The sequence below is a fragment of the Selenomonas ruminantium AC2024 genome, from assembly GCF_000687995.1.
In the GTDB taxonomy this organism is placed as follows: Bacteria; Bacillota; Negativicutes; order Selenomonadales; family Selenomonadaceae; genus Selenomonas_A; species Selenomonas_A ruminantium_B.
This window is the reverse complement of record NZ_JIAC01000001.1, coordinates 1,818,627-1,838,346: the sequence shown is the minus strand read 5'-3', so window position 1 is coordinate 1,838,346 and position 19,720 is coordinate 1,818,627. Positions and strand designations below refer to the sequence as shown.

Below are 19,720 nucleotides of genomic sequence, written 5' to 3'. Positions count from 1 at the left end.
AGGTGGGCAAATGGCAAAGCGTGGGCAGAAGATAGATGAACTATATATCAGCCTTGGTCTGGACATTGCCCGGCTCCAGCTGGATTTTGATACGGCAGGCAAGACGGTATCCCAGGCAGTATCGCGGCTGAATACCAGAACTAATCAAATAAAGTTGAAGATGGACGTTGACCTTGCCAAACTTGAGGGCGTTGGCTCGGAGTTGGACAGGTTGAAGGTCAAGCATGAAGCCATCAATCGTCAGTTGGATATACAGCGGCAGAAGGAAGAAATCCTCGCAACCGTTCTAAAAGATGCCCAAAAGACCAATGGCAATGACAGCGAGGTTGCCCAACGGGCTCAGACCAATCTGCTAAAGCAGCAGAAAATTGTCGCGCAGACTGAGGCTGAAGTCCGCAAACTCAATGCCGAGATGAACAAGCTGGGTGGTGCCATAACACAGACTTCCGGCAAGGCAGGAACTTTTGGCACAGCTATGGCGGCTGGCCTTAGCAAAGCAAAAAGCGGTGTGGACAGCTTGGCTGGGGGCTTTACTATGCTGTCTGTCAAAGCGGCAGCCGTTATGGCCATCTTCTCGACAGGGGCAGGCTTGTTCAATCTGACCAAGGGAGCCATGGAGTCCGGGGAAAATCTCTATCGGCTGACAAAACGCCTTCATACCACAGCTACCGAGGCTGGCAAACTGAACCGTACATTCCAGTTGGCAGGTATGGATGTAATGTCCATTGTCCCGCTGATTGCCCGCCTGGATAAGCAGATGGAGACTGCCGGGGAAAATGGCAATGCCACTACTCAGGCTATGGCGCGGTTTGGCATAACCCTGTTAGACCAGGCTGGCAACCTTCTGCCGCTCAATGAACAGCTCGACCAGTTAGCCAAGGGGTATAAAAACGCCATGGAGGCGGGGCAGGAAGAAGCCTATACCGCAGAAGTCCTTGGTGCCCGTGGTGCGGCACTCATTCCGCTCCTTGAACAGTACGATGAGCTGATGGAAGTGGCGGGCAACGTCAAAACCACCGGTCTGCTCAATCCGGAGGAAAGTCATAAAACGTGGCTCCAATGGAAAGCCATGGAAATGGAGATGGGGCAGTTAAAGTCTGCCATAGGAACAGCCCTATTACCACTATCCGCAGAACTCCTGCCGGAAGTCACCGAGGGTTTCAAGGGGCTGGTGACTGAGATTCAAGAGAACAAGGATACCATCAAGGAGGCAATCTCTGGCTGGGGCTGGGCATTAAAGACCGTGGCTGAAGGTCTTGTTTTCGTGGGTGAGCAGTTCAATAAAGTGGTGGAACACGCCAAGGCCAACAAGTGGCTGATTGAAAATCACACGGCGGCAGCACCGCTTATTGGCATTCCTGTGGTTGGCGGTGCAATCCTCGACAAAATGTATGGGGATGAGTACAAGGCATATCTGGAGGAGCAAAAGGCTCTAAAGGAAAAGGCCGAAGCCGAGAAAAAGGCGGCGGCTGAAGCGGAGAAAAATCGCGAGGCGCAGGAGAAGAATACAAAGGCCAGCCTTTCACGTGCGGCTGCCGAAAAGCAGGCTGCCAAGGCTACGGAAGAAGCCGCAAAGGCCAATGCCCAGCTGACGGATTCCCTATATGAACTTACCCATAACGAACTGGAAAACTCTCTCCATACCATCAACAAAGAGGTGGAACAACTTCAGGCCAAAGGCGCAGATACCAAGTTGCTGGACGAGTACAAGCTGGCAAAGCAGGCCAAGGTTTACGAAGATTTTCAGCGGAACGTGGTAGATAGCACTCAGGCCGTTTACCGTACGGATTTACAAAATCAGCTGGCTAATATTGACAGAGAAGCGCAGGCCTATCGGCAGAAAGGCTTGGATGAGGTCAGTGCTGCAAGCTGGGCAGAGGCCAGCAAAGCTAAAATCAGGGAGCAGTGGGAAAATGAAATTGCATCAAAAATCGACTCTGTCTGGAAGACGGAGCTACAAAACCGCCTTGATGATATCGAACGTGAGAAACAGGCTTGGATTCAAAAAGGGCTGGATGAAGTCAAGGCGACGCAATGGGCTGAAAAAGAAAAACTTGACGCCAAAAGGAATGCGGCACTACAGGTACTGCAGGCGCAGAAAGAGGAATTTAAGGCGTATCTGGAAGGCGGTCAGCGCGGTCTAGCCGAGTACTACAAACAGGCGCATGGCTTCACCATGGAAGATTTGCAAATGACGCCGGAACAGTTATCCGGTTTTCAGCAGGCACGGAAGGTGATGATGGAAAATTTGCTGCCTAACTTCCGTGACCCTGCGGTGATTGCCGCCGAGCAGGAGCAGATGCGTCAGAGTTTCAAAATGAGCATGGGAGGTAAGGATTATTCATACGATGAGGTTATGGGCAATATGCAGACGGAAATGCACGGCATGCGAGAACAGATGGACAAGCTCAGTTCATCGCCTGCCCTTCAGAATGAGACTGGGCCGGCTCCCCAGCAAGCTGTCACGGCTGCGCCGCATTTGGAGGTCAATGTGAATATCGAAAACGCCGTCACCCAGGATAATGACGGCATTAGATATCTTGCGGACAGTGTGGCCGACCGCATAAGGCCTGCCGTAGAAAATGCCTTGGGAGGTGGAGACAATACATATTCAAATTGGTGAGGTCAGGACACTGGATGTAGACAACTGGCAGATAATCCCGGATGACCGTCAGCAACAAGTGGAAATCATCGGTGGTGTGGCCGTGCAGGATTTCGGTCATATTGAAGCCGGGGATAAGGTTTCCTGCAATGTCACCATGACGATTGTGAACTGGGAAGTTGTTTGCGGTTACTGGAACAGCCGGCAATTGGTGCAGATTACAGATGAAGGCGGCAACGTCTGGCCGTCTATGCGAGTAGTGGTGAAGTCCTATCAATATGTATCCCGCTTTCCCAAGGCAGTAAAAGCGACATTAGAATTTTGGAGGTTATGACTATGGCAAATCAGCTTCACATCTATTATGGCAATCCCACGGCAGGCTCTACGGATGGCACAGAAGCCAGTTCCGGCACGGAGCTTTCCCCCATCTCCGTCACGCTGGATGCCAGCAAGGAGGAACAGAAAGCCGTGAAATGCGCTGTCCGCTGTGACAGTGGTTATTACATTGAGGGGAGCACCGCCATCAAGTTTGTTGGTGACGGCTCTGCAAAATGGCAGGCAGCTGCCGACAACAACTATGCTGACGAGAATGCGGCCTTGAAGAAAGCCAGCTGGCAGGAAACGCTCACTCTGGACGGAGTGACGGACAAGAACACCATCTTCTGGGTCAAGGCAATCAGCAGCAAGGAAGAAAAGCCCCAGAACGACACGTCCGTAGACATACAGGCAGAAGGACTGGTGGTGGCGGTATGAGCTTCAAATACATCAATCCGGGCTATGCAGAGTTTCTCGATGTGGCAGGTGGTACGACCATAGCGGATACAGTCAAAAGCAAGACAGGGGTGATGTTTTATCAGCCAACAGATAAAAAAGGGCTGGTGCTTTCTGAAACACCGGCAGAACTTTACGGCAAATTCGATGTGTACATTCCCAAAGACCGTAACGACTTTTGGATAAAAATTGCCATGCTCGAAACCAATGGCTATGCGTTGGACGGCATGGGATTCGTTAAGAGAGATAATGTCATGTACTTTTTGCGGTATTATAGCGGTAATTCATCCGGTGGTACAGAGGCTTATTTATCCGAGCCGGAGAGACTGAACCTCAAGCTGAATGCCATCAATAACATTTGGTTTCATGTTAAGACTGGCACTGACGGTTATGTGCAAATCTATGCCAACGGTCAGTCCGTGGAAAAGTTTGACTATGATATCAAATTTGGCAAATCCAAAACATTGGTGGTCTACGCTGATAGTGCTTATGGCGCGATTTCCAATCTCATTCTGTCTGATACAGAGATTGCCCCCAAGGAGCAGGTGGTGCTCCTACCGATTGCCACTACGGAAACCACCATGTTGGCAGGAGAGGATGGAGAGTACATCGCTGATGCGGAGGGGCAGACCATTTTGCAGACCGTAGATACAGTTTCGTTAATCAATGCCTACGGCGCAGATACAATCATCAAGGGTATCGCTGTTATCGGCAATCCAGTCTGTCGCACAGCAGAAGGGCTGTCCGACCTTACGGCGATTCAATCTGATGGAGCAAATATCACAGAGTATGGCACGAAAACTGTTCCGCAGGGAACACCGGGAGTAGTGGCAGACGGTCATGCCCTGTCACTAAAAATATCTGAAATAGCAGACTATAAATTTGGCTGGAAGGCAGGTGCATCGTGATGAGATATATCAATCCGGGCTTTGCAGAGTTCCTGGATGTGGAAGACGGCACGACGGTGGAAGGAACAAAATTCAATCCCGACAATGGCGTAGCCTTATACCAGCCAAAAGACAACGAGGGAATTGATATTACCTTGGAAACCGCACCGACACATTTCTATGCAAAGTTCGACGTCTATATCCCACCATGGTCAGAAATGTCCGATGGCGTCATGGCCGAGGTCGGGTTTTACAGCAAACATTCCGGATATACAGGTTTTTATGGCTGGCAACTTCGTAAATATTCTAGTGACCTTGATCCGCAAGTCATTATCGGCAATAGTTCATCGTATGACAAATATGTGGAGTATAAGGTCGGAGGTGCGCTGAAATTCGACAGCGTCAACAGTTTCTGGATGCACTTCAAGGCAAGAAGCGCATCTGTTGCCGATGGTGAGTACCAGGTCTATATGAACGGCGAGAAAATCATGGAAAATACGCAGAAATACATTTACATGGATGCCATCAGCAAACTGGTCATTTATGCTACACAAAATTATGGCAAATGCTATCTGTCCAATATCATCATGAGTTTTGATGAGGAAATCAGCCTCAAGGAAAAAATACAGGCAGTTCCGTTGGGAGATGTTGTGACGGATATGACCGCCCAAGAAAATGGCACATACCTTGCCGATACGGCAGGACAGCAGATTTTGCAGACTGTGAATGTGAACTCGCTCATATCCCAATATGGGGGCATATCAAAGGTGACGGGAATAGCCATTGGCGGCAGACCTGCTTATCGGACAGGAGAGGATTTGACACGGCTTACAGGTATTTCAAAAGCTGGTGATGAGCAGATAGAGCATGGCACCAAGAAACTACTAACCAACACGGATATGGGAACAGTAGATTGTTACTCCGTAAACGCTAACATAGCTGACCTGGCAGGTATGCAGTTAGGCTGGAAAGCCGAGGTGTAGCCGATGGGCATTGTCATAAAGCCAACAGCATATATTTCGTGGATTCCTCACGGAAAAATTATTCTTCAGCCTGCGGATGCCTATATCTCATGGATACCCCAGGGCAGAATAAGCATTAGGCCACAGATTGCTGCCGCATGGGTACCGATGGGGAAAATCCACCTCAAGATGCAAATTCTCGCCACCATAGTGCCGTCCACCAGCGTACAAGTAAAAGCCACGGCAGATGTAAAAAGGCAGGTGGCGCAAGGGAATGAGGTGTTTGCAGATACTAGACGTAGCGGCATTAAAACCGAGAAGGTTTCTGCGGATACCAAACGGCAGATAGAATCTGCTTCTGTAGCATGGACGAACGCAGACCTGCTCAGAAAGTTGGCAATGCCAGAGAAGGGTTCAGCAGATACGGCAAGGTTTGTGAGTTGCCAGTACGCCAAAGCAAATGCAGATACATCGCGCATTCTGTCCATGAATTTCTGTGTACGGCGAAGCAAATGCCTGCGGCAGATTAGTAAAAGGGAACAGGCATCAGCTGACACCATCAGCAGGCTGGGTATAGATGTTTTGTCCATGGCAGATACTTCACGTAAGTTGGGCTGGGGCGAACCTGCGGTAAGCCATACACGGCGGCAGGTTATAAAGTTTCAGTCGCTCTTTGCTGACACATCAATCCGAGTGCCGGTGGTACTGGCGTATGTTGAACCTGCAGTTAAGCCATCACCGGCAAAGAAACTCAAGGCGGCAACATTGCCATCCATCATGGATAATTTTCGTGAGCATGGTATCCGCTCTTTTTCAATGTCACTGGGTGAACTGACGCTTTCGGACAGTTTTCAGTTGGAAACGGTGCAGCCATTGAACATTGACGATTCTGTGCAGGGGCAGATTTTTGACTATCACTTCCATTTTCTCGTGGAGGAAACCAGTCAGCGGGATTTGGTTCAGACGGTGAAGGGGATGTATTCCAAGGACAAGCTGCTCTACAGTGCCATCAGCTTTTTTGTCAATGAGTTTGGGGTGTCCTACTACGCCGAGGGCATAGCCAAGGCGCTGGGGCTGAAACTGGATATGACTTGTGACGATTTCATTCCGTCACAGAACTTTGAGGACAGCGGTATGACCTATCAAGACTTCATTTCCGCATTGTTCGGTTGGACAGCCAAACTGCCCCAGCGTCAAATAAACGTCTTTATCCGTGGAGATACCCTGCATATTATTCAGCGAGGCAGGGAGCGTTCTGTCGTAGATATTACAGACTGGCCACATAGCAAGCCGACCATTGAGCGAAAACTTGTCCGCTCCATCTGGCACAGTACCATGGAAAATGCCGGTAAGGCTCATAACGATGAGGATACTGAGCCGAAAGGTTTCACCGGGACTATCTCGCTGGGGGAAATCAGCAGATCCTATTCCAACGGCTTTCTGACCCACGAAACCAACGAGAAGGGCTATACCGATTATGTCTATGACGGTGAATACCTGTCGGAAAAGAGCACCCACAACAAGGACGGCTCCACCAGCCGGACAGAGTATTTTTATGCTAAGACCAACAGGGACATCTACCTCTTCAAGGAAAAGGAGCGCACCACTGAAGCTATCAATGACGGGCAGGAACACGATATCTATGATTGGACAGACTGGAACAACCAAAATGGTACGGAGCGCATAACCTACCATGCTCCCCTTGGCTATGGCTGGTATTCCACTGTGGTGTATGTGGATGGGGAACTGGAAGGCAGCAGCTTGTCACAAGGCAAGCCCGGAGGCAAGGCCAGCCGCTTCACAATCGACCAGTCCAATCTGAGTCTGGGGGCTGAGTACGATACGGGTGATGACGATGACGGCCCCAAGTACGAATCCCTCATCGACACAGAGTTTCCAGTTATAGGCGAAGATTATCTATGGGAACTGACCAAAGCCATAGAGTGGCTGAACCGCAAGACGCAGGAGACTGTCACTGTGGAGGTCGTAGCTAATGTTCGTAGCGGTGTGCCGGATGTGAAGCATATCGTGGATTTTACCGAGCGGATTAAATTCAACGGCAGTGAGTATTTCCTGGTGTCCAATGTCGTGGAGCTTACCCCAAGAAGTCTGCGGCAGACAATTAAAATGACGAGGTGGTACTGATGAACGGAATATATGGGCTGGCTGAATCCATCAAGGCTGGCATGAAAAGAGCAAAGAAGCAATCCGAGCAGAAAGCCCTGCGGGGCGTTATCCAGGGTGGCAGAGTACATATCGGTGCTCACAGCTACCCCATGAAGGCAGCGGTGGATGTGAATACCGATGACGGCAGTCTGGTCTGGGTACAGCTGGCCAAGAGTGGAACAGCTGTAATTGTAGGAGCGTGAGGTCATGCACAGGACAAGAGTAACGGCAGTCGGCAATACCAAGGCACAGGCTGATGGCAAGTGGCTGAACATAATCGGAAATAAAGCTATTGCTGTCGGAGATTTTATCTGGACAGACGGCAGATGTATCTACGGTAACATCTCCGAAGGAGGAGGCGCGGCTCCTGTTATCAATAGCAGTGAGCCGTATGTACCGATTTTCATGGAAGACGGTACGCATTGCCTTTATCACAATGACAAATTGAAAACTGGCAGAAAAGATGCAAAGCATAAACTTATGGCAAATCGTGACAGTGAGGTCGTGTTCTCGGATGCCTACAGGGGGCTGGATGTGTCCGTTGGTGCTTCTGGGGAAGTGCAGGAACTCAAATACGAGCGGTATTCTCATAGAAATGGCGCATTGGGCTATTGGTTCAAGGATTATGGTGGAAGCATAGGGGCAAAGTTGGGAATTTACTTTGAATGGGAACCGCAAGACCATTATTGGTTGGTCGAAACAGAAACTGCGTTTGAGCAAATGAAATATGCCCAAGTATTGCAGGAAGGTGCAAAGCAGACGGCAGAACGGGCTTTGCTGGAACTGGAAAAGCAGGCTCCGTCTGGTGAGGGGGAATCAATGACCGTCCTTCCGGAAAAAGAATGCAGGATAACCGGTGGCTGGTATGAATCAGAGCAGGATTACTGTTTGTTTTTGGAAGGGAATGCACAGGCGTTATACATGTCGGGCAGAAATCTTGGCATCTATGATGACAGGGAACGATGCTGGCAGGCAGATTTTGGCACACTCTATTCCTTGGCAGTTGAATACCTGTTAGAAATGGTGGCTACACCGAAGGGGATTACCATACTGCGAGGTCGACATAACAACAATGGCAGCTGGCGTTTGACGTATCTGCCCTTGGACGAAGAGTATGGTGAACCATATCATTTTGTGGATTCCATTAAAAGTACAGACCTGCGCTTGCCGGATGGCTTCAAGGTGACCATGAGCCGCAATAACAAGGAGCGAATTGAGTACATGGGGTATGAGCCGGATTCCTACAGCTATGAACTGAAATCACCACAGGGACAGCAAATCTGTGAGGTCAATGGCTATGAGCCAGGACAAAGACTGCTGGCCTGCAAGCTGCGCCCACGGACATGGCTAATGGCTTTCGATGTCAAACTGTACCGTGTAAAAAACGGCGAGAAGAAGCTGATTGAGGGTGACTACAATCAGCGTAACGCTCGCTTGCGGCCTATGAAGGATTGGAAAAATTGGATGAAGGGGGAATGATTTATGGATGCATTTTTAGATATCAGATGCTGGGCAGCAGGAGCAGGAGCTGCTCTTGGGGAGTATCTCGGCAGTTTTGATAGCCTGCTTTATGCATTGGTGGCTTTTATCGTGACGGACTACATCACCGGAGTGCTCTGTGCCATAGTGGAAAAACGGCTTTCCAGTTCCGTGGGCTTCCGTGGCATTTGCCAGAAGGTCTTCATCATGGCCTTGGTCGGCGTGGCCAATGTGCTGGATGTCCATATGGTAGGTGGTGGCTGTGTCCTGCGTACGGCAGTTATCTTCTTCTACTGTGCTAATGAGGGCATTTCCATTGTAGAAAATGCTGCGAGGATTGGTCTGCCAGTGCCGGATAAGCTGACGGAAGTCATGAAACAGCTTAAGAACAAATGAATATCGGATAGGTTATTGCCTGGTGGGAGAAATCCTGCCGGGCTTATTTTTTTGCTAAAAATCATTATTTCTGTCCTTTCAATGGTGAGAGGGCAGATTTTTTCGGCAAAATGCTGTTTTCTTCTCTTTAAGAAAGTAGCGGGGGCTGGTGACCAAGATGGAACTTTTTGTCCTCTTACATATGAGAGGGTTGATTTTTTCGGCTATATGAAGAGAAAGGCAATCTTACAGAAACTTTGGTGGCTCAAAATTGCACCGCCAATTAAAAGTGGAGGTCGAGTGATGACAGAAAAACAGCAAGAAGAAATCAAGGCTATGAGACAGGCGGGGCTGGGGTATAAGAAGATAGCGGCCGCCATGTCTCTGTCAGAGAATACCATCAAGTCCTATTGCATCCGAAATAAGCTAAAGGCAGGTGATGGGCAGATGGTTTGCTTGGAATGTGGCCAGTCCATTACGCAGCCTACAGGTCAGAAGGGGAAGAAGTTCTGCTCCGATACTTGCCGCATCAAATGGTGGAATCATCACACTGATTTGATGAAGGCCAACAACGTCTGTACTCATTGTGGTAAGCCCTTCCACGGCAGAAAGGGAAGAAAGTTCTGCTCCCACGCCTGCTACATAGCAGAAAGGTTCGGTGAAGCCCATGTCTCATGATTTGATGCTGAAGGAGGCCAAGTATCAGTCAGCCATGCAGGTGTTTCGTGGCTGGTTGGAACAGGGCATTATCACACAGGCGGATTATGCCAAGGCAGAGCAGTTGATGCGCGAAAAATATCATCCGCTGCTCGGTACATTATTCTCGGACATGGCGTTGACTTAGGCTCAGCGTAGAGTGATATATAGTAGGAAAGGAGGGCATGCTCATGAAGAAGATAGAACGTATAGAGCCAAAGGTTCCGCAGATTAAGCGGAAAAAGCGCGTAGCAGCGTATGCACGGGTATCTGCAGAATCAGACCGACTGACGCATTCACTGTCAGCACAGATTAGCTATTACAGCGAGCTTATTCAGAATAATCCGGAGTGGGAATATGCCGGTGTGTATGCCGACAGTTTTATCTCCGGTACCAGCATCAACAAGCGGTCAGAATTTCAGCGTATGGTGGCTGATTGTGAGGCTGGAAAGATTGATATAATCCTGACCAAGTCCATCAGCCGTTTCGCAAGAAATACGGTTGACCTTCTTTCTACTGTTCGGCATCTCAAAGTCATTGGGGTGGAAGTACGATTTGAAAAGGAGAATATCCGCTCCATGAGCTCGTCCGGCGAGATTATGTTGTCTATCTTGGCAAGTATTGCACAGGAAGAAATCATCAACTACTCGGAAAATGTAAAGTGGGCAAAGCGGAAAAGATTTGAACAGGGACTTCCCAATGCAAAATTCTGTATTTACGGGTACAAATGGGTGGGGGACGAGATGATTATTGTCCCCGAAGAAGCCATTATTGTAAAGCGTATATATCAGGATTATCTTTCTGGTAAGTCGACAGCGGAAATAGCCTGTGAACTTTCCAGCCAAGGTATTATCACCAAGAGAGGCAAGCGATGGAGTGGCAGTAGTGTCAACTACATCCTGCAAAATGTTCACTATACAGGCAATCTGATTCTGCAAAAATATTATGTGGAAAATCCTCTTACACACAAGCTCAAGAAAAACGATGGGGAATTGACCCGTTACCTGGCTGAAAATACACATGAAGCTATCATTGATAAAAAAACATTTGATATGGTACAGGAAGAATTTGCAAATCGTAAGAGTAGATGCAAAATCAATGCATCCTGTTTTACCATGAAAATTAAATGCCCGTTTTGTGGGCGCAGTTATGTTTATTATCAATACAAAGCTACGTCGAATGAATATTGGGCACACTGGAAAAAGGTGGGGATATGTTCTGGGAGCGAAAAAATAAATCAAGAAGATCTCAAGCGAGTATGCGCAAAAGTGTTGAACATAGAAGAATTCAATAAAGAAGTATTCCTAAAAAATGTAGATTATATCAGCGTGCCCAAACGAGATGTTTTGGAATTTCATTTTAAGAATGGAGAAATAAAAACAGAAATATACCGACCGTAGTAACTTTCATCGCGTACGAAACGAGGAGGATGAGTATTGTGGCAAGAAAGATAACGACTATTCCCGCAACGATTAATAAATTTACGGCTGCACCTATCGCCAGCAATGTAAAGCGGAAAGTAGCGGGATATGCTCGTGTCAGTACAGATACGGATGACCAGATATCCAGCTACGCCGCACAAGTCGATTACTATACAAAATACATCAAGGAACGAAAAGACTGGGATTTTGTTGGCATATATACCGATGAAGGTGTGACAGGAACTTCCACGAAAAAGCGCGAAGGATTCACACGCATGATAAAAGACGCTTTAGCGGGAAAAATACAACTTATCATCACAAAATCGGTGTCCAGATTTGCCAGAAATACAGTAGACTGCCTTACAACGATAAGAAAACTAAAAGCTGCCGGGGTTGAATGTTATTTTGAAAAAGAAGGAATTTGGACATTGGACTCTGCCGGGGAATTGCTCATCACGGTTTTAAGCTCTATCAGTCAGGAAGAAGCGCGGAGCATATCGGAGAATACCACCTGGGGGCAGAGAAAAAGCTTCGCTGACGGTAAGGCAAGAGTTCCTTACAAGCGTTTCCTTGGATATGACCGGGGCGAAGATGGCAATCTGGTCGTAAATCCTGAACAGGCCAAGGTTGTGAAGCTCATTTACAAACTTTTCCTTACCGGGTTGTCTTACTCAGCAATCGCCAAAAAACTGATGGAAAAGGGCATAAAATCACCAGCGGGCAAAGATAGATGGTATTCTAATACGGTGCAGAGCATTCTCACTAGCGAAAAAATGAAGGGGGACGCACTACTGCAAAAGAAATTTACCGTGGATTTCCTGACCAAGAAAGTAAAAAAGAATGAAGGGGAGATTCCGCAGTATTATGTGACGGGCAATCACGAAGCAATTATACCGCCAGCGACATTTGATTTGGTACAGGCTGAGATTGAACGACGCAAGAATGGCAGGGGAAAAGGCGGATATAGCGGGTCGACCATATTTTCTAATCGCATCAAGTGTGGAGCATGCGGTCATTGGTATGGTTCCAAGGTTTGGCACAGCAATGATAAATACAGGCGAGTGGTCTACCAGTGTAACAACAAGTTCGCAGGGGCAAAGAAATGCTCCACGCCACATCTGACGGAGAAGGAAATAAAAGATGCTTTCGTCAAGGTGGTGAATAAGCTACTGGAGGGCAAAGATGATATGCTGGAAAATATCCGGCTGGTACAGAAGCAGATATGTGACACGTCAGACCTTGAAGCTGAAAGCCAACGGCTTATGGATGAAATGAATGTTCTATCGGATAGGGTGCAAAAATGCATCAGTGAAAATGCCCGCATAGCCCAAGACCAGACGGACTACCAGAAACGCTATGATGAACTGGTCAGTCGTTATGAGACGACCAAAGCCAGCTATGACAGGACAGAAAAATCCATCAAGGCCCGGCATGCTAAGGCAGAGCGGCTTGGGGCATTCGTCAAAGCATTGGCCACCCAAGACACATCAGTAACGAAGTTTGATGAAGGCTTGTGGGGAACGATTGTGGACTTCATGACCGTATACAGCAAGGAAGATATCAGCGTAACATTCAAGGATGGAACAGAAATTCATATAGGGTAACAGGCGGCACGGGCAAAGTCCCGTGCCAATTTTCTTGTATTCCTTTCTTATTTTATGGTAAAATGATTGTATGTGAGTTCATTGGCGTCTCAATTAAGATAAGGTGCGGGTTGCATTGCGCACCGTAAAACTCGGAACCCAATCGTTACAAGGCTTCATGATACTCGCAAACGATGCAACCCCCTGAGGAATTTTGCAACCCCTCAAACGGTAAAAAACTAGGAAAAATATGGTTGTATCAATATTACAAGACTAATGGAGTGTATGTTTTTGAGACGAAGAATCGCCTGTAAAGCAGTCACAGCGTTCATGCTGGGGGCTGCTGGTTTTATGATAAATTTGCCGCAGAGTCCGTCTGCTTTTGCTGAAGTGCAGGATAAGGTCTACGTTCAGCCAGAGCGGCCGAATATTCCAGGACTTGTGGTAAGTCCTGCCGACCCCTTGCAAAAGCTGACGGCCCGTTCTGCCATCGTAATGGATACGGTAACGGGACAGATTCTCTATGAGCGGGATATCGATGCCCGCCGTTATCCGGCCAGCACCACGAAGATGATGACGTTGATTGTGGCCTTGGAGCATGGCAAGCTGGACGATATCGTTACCGTCAGCAAGAATGCCGAAGGTGTGGAAGGTTCCACGCTCTGGCTGGTGCAAGGGGATAAGATTCCTCTGGGCGAGCTTCTGACCGGCATGATGATGCATTCCGGCAATGATGCCACCGTGGCGGTAGCCGAGCATATCGCAGGCAGCGTGCCCGCCTTTGTGCGCATGATGAACGACAAGGCCGAGGAGCTTGGGGCTAACAGCACTCATTTCGTGAACCCCAACGGCCTGCCAGATGAAAAGCATTACACCACAGCTTATGATTTAGCAAAAATCGCGGCCTACGGCTACAGCCTGCCGCATTTCGAGGAAATCGTGGGCAAGCAGGAAGCGCTCTATGACTGGGTAAAAGACCCGGCCAAGAAACTGCGCAATGAGAATCAGATGCTCTGGCTCTATCGCGGGGCTAACGGCGTCAAGACGGGCTACACGGATGCGGCAGGCCGCTGCCTGGTATCCGCCGCCCGCCGGGACGGTATGCAGCTCGTAGCGGTGGTGTTGGACAGCTACTATATGTGGAACGATTCCATTGCCCTGCTCGACTACGGCTTCCAGAATGCCCATCCCAAGACTTTGGTCAAGAAGGGCGAAGTGGTGGCAAAAGTAGATGTGGCCGATGGCCGCCATGATGAATTGGAACTTATCGCCGCTGAATCCTTGGTTGCCGTGGAAAAGACCGGCGAAACGGCCAAGGTGGAGCGCAAGGTGGAAGTACCGCGCGAAGTTGCCGCCCCGATAAAAAAGGGCGATGTCATCGGCAAGGTAGTTTGCTACTATGATGGCAAAGCCCAGGGTTCCATCTATCTTTTGGCCGCTCAGGATGTGGAATATTATTCCTTCTGGGACAATCTCTTAAAAACGCTGCGTGATTTCTGGAAAGGACTGTTCTGATGGAAGAACGCTTGCAAAAAATCATTGCCAAAGCGGGAATTGCTTCCCGGCGGGCGGCAGAGGGGCTTATCCTTGCAGGACGAGTAACTGTTGACGGCAAGACCATCACCGAGCTGGGCGGCAAGTACGACAGCAGCCATCAGCGCATCTGCGTAGACGGCAAGCCCCTGACCTTTGCTGAGGAAAAAGTCTACTTCCTGCTCAATAAGCCCAAAGGCTATCTTTCCACAGCCAAGGACGAGCGCGGACGGCGCACGGTGCTGGACTTATTGCCCGAGGTCAAAGAGCGGGTCTATCCCTTGGGACGCCTAGATAACAACACCGAAGGGCTGCTCCTGATTTCCAATGACGGCAATCTGATGAACGGCCTGCTGCATCCCCGCTACAAGGTCAATAAGACCTATATCGCCAGAGTCACGCCGATTCCCACAGAAAATGCTTTGGACAAATTACGCCAGGGCATTCAGCTCGAAGACGGGCTCACGGCTCCGGCTGTAGTAAAGCGATTGGACACCGCCGAAGATGAAGCCAAGGTGGAAATCACCATCCATGAGGGCCGCAACCGACAGGTACGCCGGATGTTTGCCGCAATCGGCTCTGATGTGCGGGCCTTGAAGCGGGTCAAATTCGCAAGCCTCACCTTAACAGGAGTCAAGCGCGGACACTATCGGCCCTTGACCAACGACGAAGTAGCAGAACTCTATCGTATAGCAGGTTTAGAACAATCATGAAAAAAATCATTGTAATCGGTGCCGGCCCCGCAGGCATGATGGCAGCCATCAAGGCGGCGGAGAATGGCGCTGATGTTACCATACTCGAAAAAATGAAGCGCCCCGGCAAGAAGATGCTGATTACCGGCAAGGGCCGCTGCAATATCACCAATGCCGCCACCGTGCCCGAAATCATCAAAAATATCCACGGCAATGGCAAGTTCCTCAACAGCTCCATGCGGGCCTATGACAATGAGGATGTTATCTACTTCTTCGAGTCGCAGGGCGTACCGACCAAGGTGGAACGCGGTCAGAGAGTGTTTCCCGTCAGCGACAAGGCGCAGGATGTCGTAGATGCCATGGTGCATAAGCTCCATGAACTGGACGTCAAAATCGAAACCGACAGCCCTGTCAGCGAGATTCTCGCTCATGATGGGGAAATAAAGGCCGTAAAACTACAGAGCGGTGCCAGCTTCAAAGCCGATGCCGTAATCCTCTGCACCGGCGGGGCATCTTACCCCGGCACCGGCTCCACAGGCGACGGCTATAAGATGGCGCAGAAACTCGGCCATACGCTGGTGGATATCCGCCCGTCACTAGTTCCTCTGGAAACCGAGGAAGATTGGGTAAAATCCGTACAGGGCCTATCTCTGCGCAATGTAAAAGCCACACTCTTGGTAGACGGTGAGAAAAAGACGGATATGTTCGGGGAAATGATGTTTACCCATTTCGGCGTGACCGGCCCCATCATCCTGTCCCTAAGCCGGGCGGCTACCGAGGCACTGGCCAATGATTCCTTTGTGGAACTGGAGCTGAACCTAAAGCCTGCATTAGCAGAAGATGTTTTAGATGCCCGCCTGCAGCGGGATTTTGCCAAGTATCAGCGCAAACAGCTGGGCAATGCCATGGTGGATTTACTGCCGCATAAGCTCATTGAGCCGGTGCTCGATGCGGCTTTCCTCGAAATGGATAAGCCTGTGCATCAGATAACGGTGGAAGAACGCCACCGTTTAGGGCATACCTTGCAACACCTGCCCTTAACCATAACGAAAGCAAGACCGATTGCCGAAGCCATTGTGACGGCAGGCGGGATTTCCGTCAAGGAAATCAATCCCAAGACCATGGAATCCAAACTCGTCAAAGGCTTGTACTTTGCCGGCGAAGTGGTGGATGTGGACGCCTATACCGGCGGCTACAACCTGCAGGCGGCCTTTTCCATGGGCGCGGCCGCTGGCAACTGGAGTGTGTGGAACGATTAATCATATATACCTATAAAACAAAGGGGTTGTCTGAATGGAAAAAATCCAGATTGAAAAAGCCCGTCAGGGCCTGCAAGGCGAAATCGTAATACCCGGTGACAAATCCATTTCCCATCGCAGTGTCATGTTCTCTGCGCTTGGGGATACGCCGGTGCGCATCAAGAACTTCCTGCATGCTCAGGACTGCATGTCCACCGCAGCCTGCATGGAAGCACTCGGCGCAAAAGTCGAATTCATCAGCGACACGGAGCTTATCGTCACGGGTAACGGCCTGCATGGCCTCAAGGAACCGGCAACCATTCTGGATGCGGGCAACTCCGGCACAACCCTGCGCCTCTTGATGGGTATTTTGGCCGCCCAGCCCTTTCTTTCCACCTTCACCGGGGATGCTTCCCTGCACAAGCGCCCCATGGGCCGGGTAATCAAGCCGCTCTCCCAGATGGGCGCGCAGATTTACGGCCGGGAAAACAATGCGAAACTGCCCATCACCGTAGTACCTGCCCAGAAAAAACTTCACGGCATGCACTACGACAGCCCCGTGGCCAGTGCGCAGGTAAAATCGGCTATTTTGCTGGCCGGCATGTTTGCCGAGGGCGAAACGACGGTCAATGAACCCTTTGTATCCCGTGACCATACGGAACAGATGCTCGCGGCCTTCGGTGTGCAGCTCAAGCGTGAAGGCACGGCCGTAACCATCCAGCCCGTAGAAAAGTTCACGGCACCACAGGAAATCGAAGTGCCCGGCGATATTAGTTCTGCCGCTTACTGGCTCGTAGCAGGAAGCATCGTGCCCGGCAGCAAACTGCTCTTAAAGAACGTGGGCATTAATCCCACCCGTACAGGTATTCTCGATGTACTCAAGGACATGGGCGCCAAGATTACCCTGCAGAATGAACGCACAAGCGGTGGGGAAGCCGCAGCGGATATGCTGGTGGAATATAGCGACCTCAAGGGCGTGACTTTCGGTGCTGAAATCATGCCGCGCCTGATTGACGAAATCCCCATTATCGCCGTGGCTGCCCTTTGTGCCCAAGGCGATACCGTGATTACCGGAGCAGGCGAGCTGCGCGTCAAGGAAACCGACCGCCTCATGGCCATTGCCAAGGAATTCAACAAGCTGGCACCCGGCGCTGTGGAAGAACGCGAGGACGGCCTTGTGATTCATGGCGGTGCCAAGCTGCAAAAGGCAACGGCCTTTTCCTATGACGACCACCGCATTGCCATGTCCCTAGCCATCCTTGGCACCGTGGGCGCTGGCGTGGAGATTGAGAATCCCCAGTGCGTCAATATCTCGTATCCCGAATTTTATCAGACTTTGGAGGAAATACAGTAATGAAAAACTTAGTAGTAGCAATCGACGGCCCTGCCGGAGCAGGCAAAAGCACCGTGGCACAGTTAGCCGCCAAGAAACTCGGCTATACCTATATCGACACCGGTGCCATGTACCGCGCTGTAGCCTGGAAAACCCTGCAGCAGAAGAAAGAAGTAACCGACGAGCTGATTCTCGAAGTGGTCAAGGATATTGATGTAGACCTGCAGTACAAGGACGGCAAAACCACCGTTGCCGTTGACGGCACAGATGTGACGGGCGAAATCCGCACGCCGGAAGTCAGCGCTATCGTGTCCCAGGTCGCTGCCCTCGGCCCTGTCCGCGAAAAGATGGTAGACCTGCAGCGCAAGATGGGTGAGCGGGGCAGCGTGCTCATGGATGGCCGTGATATCGCCACCAACGTCCTGCCCAATGCAGATGTCAAGATTTTCCTGACCGCCTCCATTGAAGAACGTGCCCGCCGCCGCCACAAAGAGCTCACGGAAAAAGGCTATACCATCGATATGGAACAGATGAAAGCCGATATCGCCGCCCGCGACAAAGCCGACAGCGAACGCGAAATCAGCCCGCTGGTACAGGCTGAAGATGCCACGCTGCTCGACACCACGGGCCTGTCCATTGACGAAGTAGTAGAGCGCATCCTCTCCATGTGCAAATAAGAGGTGCGTCATGTTATATAGTCTGTTACAGCTGATTTTCAGCATTTTCTTCAAACTCTTTTTCCGTGCCGAAATCTACGGCCGGGAGAATATGCCCAAAGACGGCGCCGTGATTCTGGCCGCCAACCACATGAGCAACTGGGACCCGCCCTTTGTCGCCACCTTCCTGCACCGTCCGGTAAGCTACATGGCCAAGATTGAACTCTTCAAGAATCCCATCTTTGGCCGGGCCATTACCGCCTGCCATGCCTTCCCCGTAAAGCGGGGAGCTGCTGACCGTGGCGCCATCAAAGCCGCCATGCAGGTGCTTAAAGAGGGCCGCTGCCTCGGCCTGTTCCCGGAAGGCACCCGCAGCCGAACCGGAAAACTCGGCAAAGCCGAAGCTGGTGTTGGCCTTATCGCTGCCATGAGCAAAGCGCCCATCGTGCCGGCTGCCATCATCGGCACCGATAAGATTTTTGCAGGTGGAGAACATTTCCCGAAGCTCAAAGTTATCTACGGCGAACCCATGAAATTTGAAGGCGACCATAAAGACAAAGAAGCTCTGGAAGCATTTTCCCAGAGCATTATGGATAAAATCGCCGCCATGAAAGCTGAATATCAGGATTAACGAATATGAGGTGAGACACATGATTTTGCAGGTTACCGTCACGGAATATCTTCCCACCAATGTTTACTTCTACATTGACGAGGAAAGCAAGCATGGCTTCATTATCGACCCGGGCGCCGAAGCCGCCAAACTCAAAAAAGTTGCGGAGGAGCGGGGCTTTGTCATTGAAAAAATCCTGCTGACTCACGGCCACTTTGACCATATCGCTGCAGTAAACGAATTGCAGGCAGCCTGGGGCGCCGAGATCATTATGCAGGAGAACGGCAAGAACTACGCGGAAAATCCCAACTGGAACCTTTCGAACCAACTGCGGAAGGAAATCATCCTCCATTATGTCACGTACCTGCCTCACAACGCAGTAATCACCTTAAAGGACAATCCTGACCACAAGCTGCAGCTCATCCATTGTCCCGGCCATACCTCCGACGGCTGTGCCTTCTACAGCGAAAAGGACGGCATCGCCTTTGTAGGGGATTGTATCTTCCGCGAAAGTTACGGCCGCACCGATTTGCCCGGCGGAGATGAAGAAACCCTGCTGAGCCATATCACGGACCGCCTGCTGACCCTGCCACAGGAAACCATCCTGCTGAGCGCTCACTCGGAAGAAACCACCGTGGAACATGAACGCAAAATGCCCTGGTACGCCGGGCGCCTCAAATAAAGCAAAAATGACATCTGACTTGTCAAAAAAAGAC

At 50.2% G+C, this 19,720-nt stretch carries 20 protein-coding genes; all 20 read left to right on the top strand.

The features are described from left to right. The first annotated feature begins 10 nt into the window (after nt 1-10). The 20 genes from P157_RS0108695 (at nt 11) to P157_RS0108600 (ending at nt 19,686) form a co-directional block, all read left to right on the top strand. Nucleotides 11-2,623 carry a hypothetical protein gene (locus P157_RS0108695; RefSeq protein WP_026760659.1) on the top strand — a complete coding sequence of 871 codons (2,613 nt, stop codon included), beginning with the start codon at nt 11-13 and terminating at the stop codon, nt 2,621-2,623. Further along, nucleotides 2,595-2,936 (top strand): phosphoribosylformylglycinamidine cyclo-ligase, encoded by a 342-nt coding sequence (locus P157_RS14225; protein ID WP_143142196.1) that lies wholly within the window; start codon nt 2,595-2,597, stop codon nt 2,934-2,936. The genes P157_RS0108695 and P157_RS14225 overlap by 29 nt, the downstream gene beginning before the upstream one ends. 2 nt (nt 2,937-2,938) lie before the next feature. Beyond that, nucleotides 2,939-3,355 carry a hypothetical protein gene (locus P157_RS0108685; RefSeq protein ID WP_026760657.1) on the top strand — a complete coding sequence of 139 codons (417 nt, stop codon included), beginning with the start codon at nt 2,939-2,941 and terminating at the stop codon, nt 3,353-3,355. Then, entirely contained in the window at nt 3,352-4,281 is a 930-nt protein-coding gene (locus P157_RS0108680; RefSeq protein ID WP_026760656.1) for a hypothetical protein, read from the top strand. The genes P157_RS0108685 and P157_RS0108680 overlap by 4 nt, the downstream gene beginning before the upstream one ends. Beyond that, nucleotides 4,281-5,243 carry a hypothetical protein gene (locus P157_RS0108675; RefSeq protein WP_026760655.1) on the top strand — a complete coding sequence of 321 codons (963 nt, stop codon included), beginning with the start codon at nt 4,281-4,283 and terminating at the stop codon, nt 5,241-5,243. The genes P157_RS0108680 and P157_RS0108675 overlap by 1 nt, the downstream gene beginning before the upstream one ends. Nucleotides 5,244-5,708: 465 nt before the next feature. Next, nucleotides 5,709-7,367 (top strand): hypothetical protein, encoded by a 1,659-nt coding sequence (locus tag P157_RS0108670; RefSeq protein ID WP_419185407.1) that lies wholly within the window; start codon nt 5,709-5,711, stop codon nt 7,365-7,367. Further along, a complete protein-coding gene (locus P157_RS0108665) occupies nt 7,367-7,591 on the top strand; it encodes a hypothetical protein (RefSeq protein ID WP_026760653.1) in 225 nt (74 codons plus the stop codon). Before P157_RS0108670 ends, P157_RS0108665 begins: the two co-directional genes overlap by 1 nt. A gap of 4 nt (nt 7,592-7,595) precedes the next feature. Beyond that, nucleotides 7,596-8,867: a hypothetical protein gene (locus P157_RS0108660; protein ID WP_026760652.1), complete on the top strand. Its 1,272-nt coding sequence runs from the start codon at nt 7,596-7,598 to the stop codon at nt 8,865-8,867. Nucleotides 8,868-8,870: 3 nt separating this feature from the next. Continuing rightward, nucleotides 8,871-9,263, top strand: a complete 393-nt coding sequence (locus tag P157_RS0108655) for a phage holin family protein (RefSeq protein ID WP_026760651.1) — start codon at nt 8,871-8,873, stop codon at nt 9,261-9,263. Nucleotides 9,264-9,545: 282 nt separating this feature from the next. Beyond that, entirely contained in the window at nt 9,546-9,920 is a 375-nt protein-coding gene (locus P157_RS0108650; protein WP_026760650.1) for a hypothetical protein, read from the top strand. Beyond that, nucleotides 9,910-10,086 (top strand): SHOCT domain-containing protein, encoded by a 177-nt coding sequence (locus P157_RS14220; protein ID WP_155266728.1) that lies wholly within the window; start codon nt 9,910-9,912, stop codon nt 10,084-10,086. Before P157_RS0108650 ends, P157_RS14220 begins: the two co-directional genes overlap by 11 nt. 43 nt (nt 10,087-10,129) lie before the next feature. Beyond that, nucleotides 10,130-11,338: a recombinase family protein gene (locus tag P157_RS14215; RefSeq protein ID WP_051598562.1), complete on the top strand. Its 1,209-nt coding sequence runs from the start codon at nt 10,130-10,132 to the stop codon at nt 11,336-11,338. Between the two features lie 38 nt (nt 11,339-11,376). Next, nucleotides 11,377-12,963: a recombinase family protein gene (locus P157_RS0108635; RefSeq protein WP_026760649.1), complete on the top strand. Its 1,587-nt coding sequence runs from the start codon at nt 11,377-11,379 to the stop codon at nt 12,961-12,963. A 270-nt stretch (nt 12,964-13,233) separates the two neighbouring features. After that, on the top strand, nt 13,234-14,457 hold the full coding sequence (locus tag P157_RS0108630) for a D-alanyl-D-alanine carboxypeptidase family protein (protein WP_230578463.1): 1,224 nt from the start codon (nt 13,234-13,236) through the stop codon (nt 14,455-14,457). Next, nucleotides 14,457-15,188 carry a pseudouridine synthase gene (locus P157_RS0108625; protein ID WP_026760647.1) on the top strand — a complete coding sequence of 244 codons (732 nt, stop codon included), beginning with the start codon at nt 14,457-14,459 and terminating at the stop codon, nt 15,186-15,188. Before P157_RS0108630 ends, P157_RS0108625 begins: the two co-directional genes overlap by 1 nt. After that, the gene (locus P157_RS0108620) at nt 15,185-16,426 is read left to right on the top strand and encodes an NAD(P)/FAD-dependent oxidoreductase (protein WP_026760646.1); all 1,242 of its coding nucleotides are present in this window, start codon (nt 15,185-15,187) and stop codon (nt 16,424-16,426) included. Before P157_RS0108625 ends, P157_RS0108620 begins: the two co-directional genes overlap by 4 nt. Before the next feature lie 34 nt (nt 16,427-16,460). Then, entirely contained in the window at nt 16,461-17,759 is a 1,299-nt protein-coding gene (aroA, locus tag P157_RS0108615) for a 3-phosphoshikimate 1-carboxyvinyltransferase (RefSeq protein WP_026760645.1), read from the top strand. After that, on the top strand, nt 17,759-18,415 hold the full coding sequence (gene cmk / locus P157_RS0108610) for a (d)CMP kinase (protein WP_026760644.1): 657 nt from the start codon (nt 17,759-17,761) through the stop codon (nt 18,413-18,415). Before aroA ends, cmk begins: the two co-directional genes overlap by 1 nt. Nucleotides 18,416-18,425: 10 nt before the next feature. Next, nucleotides 18,426-19,025 carry a lysophospholipid acyltransferase family protein gene (locus P157_RS0108605; RefSeq protein ID WP_026760643.1) on the top strand — a complete coding sequence of 200 codons (600 nt, stop codon included), beginning with the start codon at nt 18,426-18,428 and terminating at the stop codon, nt 19,023-19,025. Nucleotides 19,026-19,044: 19 nt separating this feature from the next. Then, on the top strand, nt 19,045-19,686 hold the full coding sequence (locus tag P157_RS0108600; protein ID WP_026760642.1) for an MBL fold metallo-hydrolase: 642 nt from the start codon (nt 19,045-19,047) through the stop codon (nt 19,684-19,686). The last annotated feature ends 34 nt before the right edge of the window (nt 19,687-19,720 follow it).

Bases quoted from the DNA above. Each gene is read 5' to 3' on its own strand.
- P157_RS0108660 (WP_026760652.1), top strand. From the start codon at position 7,596: ATGCACAGGACAAGAGTAACGGCAGTCGGCAATACCAAGGCACAGGCT.
- P157_RS0108685 (WP_026760657.1), top strand. From the start codon at position 2,939: ATGGCAAATCAGCTTCACATCTATTATGGCAATCCCACGGCAGGCTCT.
- P157_RS0108620 (WP_026760646.1), top strand. From the start codon at position 15,185: ATGAAAAAAATCATTGTAATCGGTGCCGGCCCCGCAGGCATGATGGCA.
- P157_RS0108605 (WP_026760643.1), top strand. From the start codon at position 18,426: ATGTTATATAGTCTGTTACAGCTGATTTTCAGCATTTTCTTCAAACTC.
- P157_RS0108655 (WP_026760651.1), top strand. From the start codon at position 8,871: ATGGATGCATTTTTAGATATCAGATGCTGGGCAGCAGGAGCAGGAGCT.
- P157_RS0108680 (WP_026760656.1), top strand. From the start codon at position 3,352: ATGAGCTTCAAATACATCAATCCGGGCTATGCAGAGTTTCTCGATGTG.
- P157_RS0108675 (WP_026760655.1), top strand. From the start codon at position 4,281: ATGAGATATATCAATCCGGGCTTTGCAGAGTTCCTGGATGTGGAAGAC.
- P157_RS0108665 (WP_026760653.1), top strand. From the start codon at position 7,367: ATGAACGGAATATATGGGCTGGCTGAATCCATCAAGGCTGGCATGAAA.
- P157_RS14215 (WP_051598562.1), top strand. From the start codon at position 10,130: ATGAAGAAGATAGAACGTATAGAGCCAAAGGTTCCGCAGATTAAGCGG.
- P157_RS0108625 (WP_026760647.1), top strand. From the start codon at position 14,457: ATGGAAGAACGCTTGCAAAAAATCATTGCCAAAGCGGGAATTGCTTCC.
- cmk (WP_026760644.1), top strand. From the start codon at position 17,759: ATGAAAAACTTAGTAGTAGCAATCGACGGCCCTGCCGGAGCAGGCAAA.
- P157_RS0108670 (WP_419185407.1), top strand. From the start codon at position 5,709: ATGAATTTCTGTGTACGGCGAAGCAAATGCCTGCGGCAGATTAGTAAA.
- P157_RS0108650 (WP_026760650.1), top strand. From the start codon at position 9,546: ATGACAGAAAAACAGCAAGAAGAAATCAAGGCTATGAGACAGGCGGGG.
- P157_RS0108600 (WP_026760642.1), top strand. From the start codon at position 19,045: ATGATTTTGCAGGTTACCGTCACGGAATATCTTCCCACCAATGTTTAC.
- P157_RS0108695 (WP_026760659.1), top strand. From the start codon at position 11: ATGGCAAAGCGTGGGCAGAAGATAGATGAACTATATATCAGCCTTGGT.
- aroA (WP_026760645.1), top strand. From the start codon at position 16,461: ATGGAAAAAATCCAGATTGAAAAAGCCCGTCAGGGCCTGCAAGGCGAA.
- P157_RS14220 (WP_155266728.1), top strand. From the start codon at position 9,910: ATGTCTCATGATTTGATGCTGAAGGAGGCCAAGTATCAGTCAGCCATG.